The sequence below is a fragment of the Clostridium sp. UBA1056 genome (assembly GCA_002316385.1).
In the GTDB taxonomy this organism is placed as follows: Bacteria; Bacillota; Clostridia; order Clostridiales; family Clostridiaceae; genus Clostridium_J.
The window spans coordinates 57,502-66,852 of record DCDL01000037.1 but is presented as its reverse complement, the minus strand read 5'-3'; the positions used below and the strand labels follow the sequence as shown (position 1 = coordinate 66,852).

Here is a 9,351-nt window from a genome sequence, read left to right as displayed (position 1 = left end):
ATATTTTGCGAAAGCCCCTTTTCTTTATAATAGATATATATTAATCATTATATAAACTTCTTAGTATTTCTATTTCTTTTGCATATCCATCAATGTCATTAGGCGTTTCTAAGAAAAATGGTATGTTACGTAGTTTAGGATGATTAATAATTCTAGTTATAGCCTGAATTCCTAATGATCCTTCACCAATTTTCTCATGTCTATCTTTATGGCTCTTGAATGGATTTTTGCTATCATTTAAGTGTATAGCATGCAATCTTTCCAGTCCGATAATTCTATCAAACTCTTCTAATACTCCATCTAAATCATTAACAATATCATATCCGGCATCATATACATGACAAGTATCAAGACATACACCCATATGCTCCTTAAGTTCAACTCTACTTATAATCTCTGCTATCTCTTCAAATCTTCTTCCAATCTCTGAACCTTTCCCAGCCATAGTCTCTAAAAGCACCTTCGTAGTTTGTTCTGGCTTTAACACAGTGTTAAGCATATCTACAATGTAGCTAATTCCAATCTCTACACCTTGCTTAACGTGACTTCCTGGGTGGAAGTTATAAAGATTATTTGGGAGGTATTCCATTCTAGCTAAATCATCAGCCATAGTCTCTACAGCAAACTCTCTTGTTCTCTCATCTGCTGAGCAAGCATTTAGAGTATATGGTGCGTGAGCTAATATTTTAGAGAAATTATTCTCTTTCATTATCTCTAAAAGGCCTTCCACATCCTTTTCATCTATATCCTTTGCCTTTCCGCCTCTTGGATTACGAGTGAAAAATTGAAATGTATTACCTCCAATTTTTACTGCTTCCCGCCCCATATTTTTAAATCCTTTAGTAGTTGATAAGTGACATCCTATATTTAACATTTAATTTCCTCCATCTTGTACTAATATCTATTTTAATAAGTGTTATTACACTAACCTATTTTACTATATTGACAAAATTCCACTCTTTATAAACCATATCACAACAAAACAATTTTAAGTGGATTTTACAATATACTTTTATATGAACCTCAATCTCTCATTGATCTAGGTTTAATAAAATAATACTATAATATACGTATTTACACAATGGATAATATTTATTAATTAATAATTAAGATGCATTTAGCTCAACTTTTCTAGAATCTTTAATTAGGGTAGGCTTCTCGCTTCTAAGCTTTACTAGATTATTTCACTAAATGACAAGCTACAAAATGCCCATTTCCCTTATCCTCAAACTTTGGAATAACTTCCTTACATTCTCCCTTAGCATAAGGACACCTTGTATGAAACTTACATCCTGATGGTGGATTTGCTGGAGATGGTATATCACCTTCTAAAGGCACATTTTCCTTTCTAGCTCTTGGATTTTTAACTGGAATTGAATTTAGTAGCGCCTTAGTATATGGATGTTTGGGAGAAGCATATAAGGATTTTTTATCTGCTAACTCTACTAAAGAACCTAAATACATTACTCCTATACGATCACTCATATGTTTAACAACACCTAAGTCATGTGATATAAATAAATAACTAAGATCTAACTTCTCTTTTAAGTCCATCATTAAGTTAATTACTTGTGCCTGAATAGATACATCTAAGGCTGATACTGGCTCATCTGCAACAATAAAAGAAGGATTTAATGATAATGCTCTTGCAATCCCTATTCTTTGTCTTTGTCCTCCAGAAAACTCATGTGGATATCTGTTCATGTGGTATGCACTTAATCCACTCATTTCTAACACTTCTTTTACTCTATCCTGCATATTGTCTCTAGTCACTAAGTTATGATACCTCATACCTTCACTAATAGTTTGCATAACTGTCATTCTTGGATTTAAAGAGCTATATGGATCTTGGAATATTATCTGCATTTCTTTTCTAATGTCTTTCATTTCTTTTCTATTAAGGGAATAAACATCTTTTCCATCAAAATAAACTTTACCTTCTGTAGCTTCTAACAGCTTCAAGATTGTTCTTCCTGTAGTTGACTTACCACATCCTGACTCACCAACTAAACTCAAGGTTTCTCCTTTATTGATTGTAAAAGAAATATCATCAACAGCTTTAACATGACCTACTGTACGCTTAAAAAAACCTGCTTGTATTGGAAAATATTTTTTTAAATTTTCAACTCTTAATAATTCTTCACTCATGTCGCGCCTCCTCATCCATTTCTACTGCAAAGCATCGGACTTTATGACCTCCATAGCTCTTTAATGAAGGGCATTCCTTTGAACATATTTCCATAGCACGTTCACACCTTGGATTGAAAGGACATCCCTCTGGTAAAAATATGGGGTTTGGTACAACTCCAGGAATATTAGCTAAGCGCTCTGTATCCTGCTCAATATCTGGTGTAGAATTAAGCAACCCAATTGTATATGGATGCTTAGGATTATCGAAAATTTCTTCAACAGTTGTTTCTTCCATAACTTGACCTGCATACATAACTACTACATCATCAGCCATCTCTGCAATAACTCCTAAATCGTGAGTGATTAGCATAATAGCTGTTTCAAACTTTTCTTTTAAACCATTCATAAGCTTTAAAATTTGAGCTTGTATTGTAACATCAAGAGCAGTTGTAGGTTCGTCTGCAATGAGTAATTGTGGATTACATGCAAGTGACATAGCAATCATAACCCTTTGTCTCATTCCACCACTTAATTGGTGAGGATATTCATCTACTATTTTCTCTGCTCTAGGAATTCCTACTAATTTTAATAAATCAATAGCGTTTTCTCTCGCTTGTTTCTTATCCATTTCTTTATGGATAATTAAAGGTTCTGATATTTGTTTACCAATAGTGAAAACTGGATTTAATGAAGTCATGGGCTCTTGGAAAATCATGGCAATTTTATTTCCTCTAATTCTCCTCATCTCTTCATTATTTTTATTTAAAAGGTTTTCACCTTCAAAGATTATTTCTCCACTTTCAATCTTTCCTGGTGGCATAGCAATGAGTTGCATAATGGCCATGGATGTAATACTTTTTCCACATCCTGACTCTCCAACCACACCTAAAGTTTTACCCTTTTCAATTGAAAAACTTACTCCATTAACAGCTTTTACAATACCCTTTTTAGTATGAAAATGTACACTTAAATTATTTACTTCAATTAGCTTCTTACTCATTGTATCACCTACCCTTGCTCTTTTGGATCAAATGCATCTCTAAGCCCTTCTCCAATTAAATTTATACTTAATACTGTTAAAAATAAGAAAATACCTGGAATCACCCATAACCAAAAACGATACTGTAAGTTATATGGATCTGTAGCTGCATTAATTAAATTCCCCCATGTTGGTACAGGTGGTGTAACCCCTAAACCTAAATATGATAATCCAGCCTCGGTAAGCATAGCTCCAACCATCCCAAAGGCAGCATTAACAACTATATATCCAACGGTATTTGGAATCAAGTGAATAAAAATTTGTCTTGATACAGAGTATCCCATAGCCTTGGCCGCTACAACAAACTCCCTTTCTTTTAACGTCAATATTTCAGCACGAATAATTCTCGAAAGTCCAGGCCAACTCAAGACTCCAATGAGTGCCATAATAAAATACATTTTCTTTTCCTCAGGTATTTTTCCCATCATTACCGCAGATAAAGTCATCATTAAAGGTAAAAATGGTATTGATGATATAATTTCTCCTATACGCTGTAGTATGTTATCAACTCTTCCACCAAAATATCCAGATGCTCCTCCAATAATAATGGCTAATGTAATAGTTATTGATGTTGAAACAAGACCTACTGATAAAGATATTCTTCCGCCATATAAAATTCTAGTAAATACATCTCTTCCTAAGCTGTCTGTACCACAAAGGTGCTCAAAACTAGGTGGTAAATTAACTGAACCATAATCCATAGCATCTCTTTCATAAGGTGTGAAGGCCGGTCCTACTATAACAAGCAGTAAGATTAATGCAAACACAATAGTCCCTGCAATGGCTAATTTATTTGCTTTGAACCTTAACCAAATCATTTTCCATGGACCTATTCCTGCATCATTTTCAGGGGCTACCTTTCTTTTTAAATCTAAATTTAATACTTCAGTCTTCATATTCCCCCTCCTATTCAACCTTAACTCGTGGATCTACTAATGCATAGCCAATGTCAGCAAACAAATTACCAAGCAAGGATAAGAAGGTGAACATTAACATTAATGCCAGCATTAGGTTGTAATCTCTAGCATTAATTGAATCCATAAGTACCCTCCCAATTCCTGGCCAGTTAAAAACAGTCTCTAAAAATACAGCTCCACCAAATAAAGCTGGTATTTGCCATCCAACTAAAGTAACAACATTTATAAGTGCATTTCTAAAAGCATGGCTATATATTACTGCTCTTTCCTTTACCCCTTTTGCTCTAGCTGTTCTAACATAATCTTCATTAATGGAGTTTAACATACTCATTCTTACATATCTAATAAGACTAGGCATTGATACAATAACTAAAACTAGTGCTGGTAGAACCATATGTTTAGCAATATCTAATACATGACTAACCCCAGTATAATTTGCACCAGGACTTACCATACCCGATATAGGCAATATCTTAAGGTGAACACCAAATATACTAATCAGAACAAGCCCAATAAAGAATGTTGGAAATGAAATTCCTGCATAGCATAAAACAGTGGTTATCTTATCGGCTAATCCATCCTTCTTCACCGCCGTATAGATTCCTATTGGAATAGCTGCTAAGAATGTAAGGAAAAAAACAACTAGATTTAAAATTAAGCTATTTTTAATATATGGCCACATTATCTCTCCAACAGGCTGTTTATATGTTGAAGATAATCCAAAATCACCTTTAATTACTCTTTGTACCCACATAGCATATTGAGTGTGTATTGGTTTATCATAACCTAAACGTTCTCTTTCTGCCTGCTTTTCTTCTGCTGTTGCTCTAGGATTTGTATATCCAATTCCATCCCCTGGTGTAAGCTTTATAACTCCAAACATAATAATTGAGATTATTATTAGTACTGGAATCATCTGGAGAAGCCTTTTGGCTATGTATTTTAGCAAATCACTCACTCCTTCATTCATATTAATAAATTTCAAATTTTTATAAAGAGAATGCCTGGGTTATAGACATTCTCTTTGTAATATTTTATACTTCTTGTTCTATCTGTCCACTCTAGTGTTATAACCATAAAGCTATAATAAGACTTTTACCTATTCTGCTATTTCAACTTTATGAATTATAGTAGTCCAACTTACTGTAGCTGATGCATCCCAATTTTTAACACGTTTATTAATTACATCTATAGTAGATGCACAATCAGTAAATATAACTGGACAATCTTCATTTAATATAATAGCTATCTCTCCATATATCTCTTGAAGTTTTTTCTCATCAAACTCTTTTAATCCTTTATCAAATAATTTATCTACTTCTGGATTTACATATCTAGTTTTATTACTACCATCATCTACTGCAAACTCTGATCTAAATACCCAATTAACTCCGTTTGGATCGAATCCACCAATTTTCCATCCCATATTAAATGTATCAAAGGATGGCTTACCATTTCCATCTAATGCTTTCCCAACTGTGTCTGATAATACTCCAAACTCCATTAACTGAGTCTCTACCTTTGCTCCAATGGCTTCCCAGTTTGACTTTAATATAGGAAGTAATGTTTCAACATATTTACTTTCAGTATATGATAGGTGAGTTATTTCTAATTTAACTCCATCCTTTTCACGGATTCCATCAGCACCTCTTTTCCAACCAGCTTTATCCAACATTTCATTTGCTTTTTCTGGGCTATATTCATATTTATTAAGTTTAGCTAATAATTCCTTTGTGCTTGCCCATGAACCTGTTGGATATGGATTAGTTGCTACAGTTGCATATTCATTGAAATATGACTTTACAAAAGCTTCCTTATCAAGGGCATAATTTAGGGCTTGCCTTACCTCTTTATCCTTAAATTTAGGATTTTCAAGGTTGAATCCTACATAACTAAATCCAGTTCCTTCGAATTTTTCAATATCTAGAAAGTCTTTATCTTGGATTAAAGCAATGTCATCTTGCTTAGTTGGGTAGCCAGGGTATACATCTACTTCCCCTACATTTAATTCTGATGCACAAGATTCTCTAGGTACATTCTTTATTATTAATTTTGATATTTTTGGTGCACCTAAATAGAAATCTTTATTAGCATCAAACTCTACAAATTGTTTTGGTTCATATTTAGCGAATTTGTATGGTCCATTTCCTACAAATTTACCTTCATCCATGATTTTTCTTGTTTCTGCAAGATTACCTTTTCCTTTATCATAAACATGTTTAGGCATAATACCTAAAGCTAAAAACTCATCAATATTTCTTAAAACTTCTTTAAAGGTAAAACTAATTGTTTTTTCATCAATTACCTTAATACCTTCCATCTTAGTAACTTTATTATCTTTATCTCCATTGTATTCCTCATAACCAACTGTTTGTAAAACAGCATCGTTATGCCATCCATCATAGCTTGGATCTGCTGACGCTAAGAAAGTAAATTCAACATCCTCTGCTTTTACTGGTGTTCCATCATGAAATTTAACATCATCTCTAAGTTTAAATGTATAGGTTAATTTATCTTCTGATATTTCCATAGATTCCGCGACATCTGGTACATATTTACCATCTTCGTTAGATATTAATAATCCTCTAAACATCAATGCCATCGGACTTCCATCTGCTGCAGTATCTTGGAATATAGGTAAAAATTGGCCTTTCATTTGACTTGTATTATCTCCAATAACTAAATTATCTTTGGTATTTCTAGCTTTAGCTGGATTTGCTACCCCTTCTGTTTTTGTTCCACCATTATTTGTCTCATTTTTATCAGTAGATGGCTTACTTGAACATCCCGCTAATATCATACATGATAATGCACTTGTAACAACTAATTTGACCCATTTGTTCATAAATATACCTCCTTACTTCTTACATTTTTATAGTCATATATTCTCCGTGAGCCTCTATTAATTCATCACACATTGCCACGATATCATCAACGGAAAGCTCGGCAGCGGTATGTGGATCAAGCATTGCAGCTTGATAAATCTGCTCTCGTCTCTGAGTTATTGCGGCTTCGATAGTTAGTAATTGAGTGTTAATATTAGTCATATTCATAGCAGCAAGCTGTGGAGGCAGCTTACCAATATGGCATGGAGTGATACCCATTGCATCTACTAGGCACGGAACCTCAACACAAGCTTCAGAAGGCAGGTTCTCAATTAATCCAGTATTAAGTACATTTCCTCCAATTTTACAAGGTTTATTGGTAACTATTGCTTCCATAATATAAGATGCGTATTCGGAAGATCTCTTATGAGTTATCTTTCCATTATTTAAAATATTTTCTTTTTCCTTTTCCCAACCTTGAATTTGATCTATACAACGTCTAGGATATTCATCTAATGGAATATTAAATTTATCAATTAATTCTGGGGACTTACTTTTAATAAATAAAGGATTGTATTCTGCATTGTGCTCACTGGATTCTGTACAGTAATACCCTAAATGCTTTATATACTCATAGCGAACCATGTCATCATGTTTTTCATTGGCATTTTTTTCAGTAGCTCTTTTTCTAATCTCCGGATATAAATCATTTCCTTCTTTATCATATACTTCAAGAAGCCATGCCATATGGTTGATCCCAGCTATAAGTTCCTTTCTTCCCTCAAGCTTTTCTTCCATTCCTAAATTTTTCAATAAATAATGAGAGCATACTTGTACACTGTGACATAAACCAACTGTTTTAATCTTAGTGTATCTTTGCATATATCCTGTAAGTATTGCCATAGGGTTTGTATAATTTAAAAGCCATGCATTTGGACATACTTCTTCCATATCTCTTGCAAAGTCCCTCATAACAGGAATAGTACGTAAACCTCTCATAATTCCACCAATTCCTAAGGTATCTGCAATAGTTTGGCGAAGACCATATTTCTTAGGAATCTCAAAATCGATAATAGTGCATGGGTCATAAAAACCTACTTGAATAGCATTAACTACAAAGTTAGCATCTCTGAGTGCTTCCTTTCGATTTTCTACTCCCAAATATGTTTTAATAATAGAACGGTCTTCATTGACATTATGATTGATCGCCTTTAAAATAATTTCTGATTCTTCTAGTCGTCTCTTATCAATATCATATAATGCCACTTCACAGTCTCTCAAAGTAGGAGTGCACATACAATCACCTATAACATTTCTAGCAAATATAGTACTCCCTGCACCCATAAATGTAATCTTAAGCATAATAATATCCACCTTTCTATTGTTGCAATTATTCACTATATATCTATTTTAATTCTTATAGAAAATAATACTATTAAGATTTGTTTCAAGTAATTGTCATTATGTTGAATTTTTTTATATTTATGCTATTATAAATATAATATATTTTAAAAATATGAATATATTTTATATATATGAATATATTTTGAAAGGATTTGTTTTATGGTAAATTCTATCGAATATCCAGAATATACAGAATATATGGTCAATGGCCCTTTATATGTTAACAGTTCACTAACCTTATTTTTGTGCGGATGGGAAAACTGTCGTCCTGATCACCGTTTTGGCCCAGCCATTCGCCCTCACTATCACTTTCATTATATCTTGAGAGGGAAGGGAAAATTTTATGCTGGTGATCGTTGTTATTGTCTTACCGAAAAGCAAGGATTTCTGATTTTTCCAGGTGAATCCACCTACTATATTGCTGATGATGAAGAGCCTTGGGATTATTGCTGGGTTGCATTTGATGGTTATGAAGTAAAAAGTATTTTAAACCATTGTAATCTTTCAGTAGAAAATCCTATTTTTACAGATAATTGTGATGGCATTGTTAAACAGGAATTGATGAAGCTTGTTCAACTATTTGAAAGCGCTCGATTTAATGAATATGATGTAATGGGACATTTGTATCTAGTATTTTCTAAAATGCAGCAAGGAAAAAAAGAACAGACGAAAGCTTATGACAAGAGTTATTCCGATAGAGCAATAGAATTTATAAGGCTCAATTACAACTATGATATTAAAATTGAAGATATAGCAAAAAATATTGGCATAGACAGAACATATCTTTATAAAATCTTTATGAAGGTATATAATGTCTCACCACAGCAATATTTAATTCAGTTTCGTCTTCATGTAGCATGTAAACTATTGGAAAGTTCTAATATCAGCATCACAGAAGTATCATATTCCTGTGGATTTAAAGACACCCCAGCCTTTTATAAACATTTTAAGCGTCATTATGGTATTACCCCGACAGCATATAGAAATAGGTATGTGTGGAAATTAGGATCCAGTCAGAGTAATAAAATGTGATTAT

The 9,351-nt window shown here is 33.2% G+C and carries 8 protein-coding genes; 1 reads left to right on the top strand and 7 read right to left on the bottom strand.

Annotated features, from left to right (window positions below):
* Positions 1-40: 40 nt before the first annotated feature.
* From B3W71_RS10040 to B3W71_RS10010, 7 genes are all read right to left on the bottom strand, one after another.
* On the bottom strand, positions 41-874 hold the full coding sequence (locus B3W71_RS10040) for a deoxyribonuclease IV (protein WP_346888796.1): 834 nt from the start codon (positions 872-874) through the stop codon (positions 41-43).
* Between the two features lie 305 nt (positions 875-1,179).
* Complete coding sequence (locus B3W71_RS10035; protein ID WP_346888795.1) at positions 1,180-2,148, bottom strand: ABC transporter ATP-binding protein; 969 nt, start codon at positions 2,146-2,148, stop codon at positions 1,180-1,182.
* Positions 2,141-3,130, bottom strand: coding sequence for an ABC transporter ATP-binding protein (locus B3W71_RS10030; protein ID WP_346888794.1), 990 nt, complete (start codon positions 3,128-3,130; stop codon positions 2,141-2,143). Before B3W71_RS10030 ends, B3W71_RS10035 begins: the two co-directional genes overlap by 8 nt.
* An 8-nt stretch (positions 3,131-3,138) precedes the next feature.
* Entirely contained in the window at positions 3,139-4,065 is a 927-nt protein-coding gene (locus tag B3W71_RS10025; protein ID WP_346888793.1) for an ABC transporter permease, read from the bottom strand.
* Between the two features lie 10 nt (positions 4,066-4,075).
* A complete protein-coding gene (locus B3W71_RS10020; protein WP_346888792.1) occupies positions 4,076-5,035 on the bottom strand; it encodes an ABC transporter permease in 960 nt (319 codons plus the stop codon).
* A 150-nt stretch (positions 5,036-5,185) separates the two neighbouring features.
* The gene (locus tag B3W71_RS10015; protein ID WP_346888791.1) at positions 5,186-6,931 is read right to left on the bottom strand and encodes an ABC transporter substrate-binding protein; all 1,746 of its coding nucleotides are present in this window, start codon (positions 6,929-6,931) and stop codon (positions 5,186-5,188) included.
* Between the two features lie 19 nt (positions 6,932-6,950).
* A complete protein-coding gene (locus B3W71_RS10010; RefSeq protein ID WP_346888790.1) occupies positions 6,951-8,273 on the bottom strand; it encodes an alpha-glucosidase/alpha-galactosidase in 1,323 nt (440 codons plus the stop codon).
* 201 nt (positions 8,274-8,474) lie between these two features.
* Here B3W71_RS10010 and B3W71_RS10005 point away from each other — a divergent pair, with 201 nt between their 5' ends.
* Positions 8,475-9,347, top strand: coding sequence for an AraC family transcriptional regulator (locus B3W71_RS10005; RefSeq protein WP_346888789.1), 873 nt, complete (start codon positions 8,475-8,477; stop codon positions 9,345-9,347).
* Positions 9,348-9,351 lie beyond the last annotated feature (4 nt).

Excerpts from the sequence above, each read along its gene's own strand:
- B3W71_RS10040 (WP_346888796.1), bottom strand. The coding sequence starts at position 874 with ATGTTAAATATAGGATGTCACTTATCAACTACTAAAGGATTTAAAAAT.
- B3W71_RS10015 (WP_346888791.1), bottom strand. The coding sequence starts at position 6,931 with ATGAACAAATGGGTCAAATTAGTTGTTACAAGTGCATTATCATGTATG.
- B3W71_RS10010 (WP_346888790.1), bottom strand. The coding sequence starts at position 8,273 with ATGCTTAAGATTACATTTATGGGTGCAGGGAGTACTATATTTGCTAGA.
- B3W71_RS10035 (WP_346888795.1), bottom strand. The coding sequence starts at position 2,148 with ATGAGTGAAGAATTATTAAGAGTTGAAAATTTAAAAAAATATTTTCCA.
- B3W71_RS10030 (WP_346888794.1), bottom strand. The coding sequence starts at position 3,130 with ATGAGTAAGAAGCTAATTGAAGTAAATAATTTAAGTGTACATTTTCAT.
- B3W71_RS10005 (WP_346888789.1), top strand. The coding sequence starts at position 8,475 with ATGGTAAATTCTATCGAATATCCAGAATATACAGAATATATGGTCAAT.
- B3W71_RS10025 (WP_346888793.1), bottom strand. The coding sequence starts at position 4,065 with ATGAAGACTGAAGTATTAAATTTAGATTTAAAAAGAAAGGTAGCCCCT.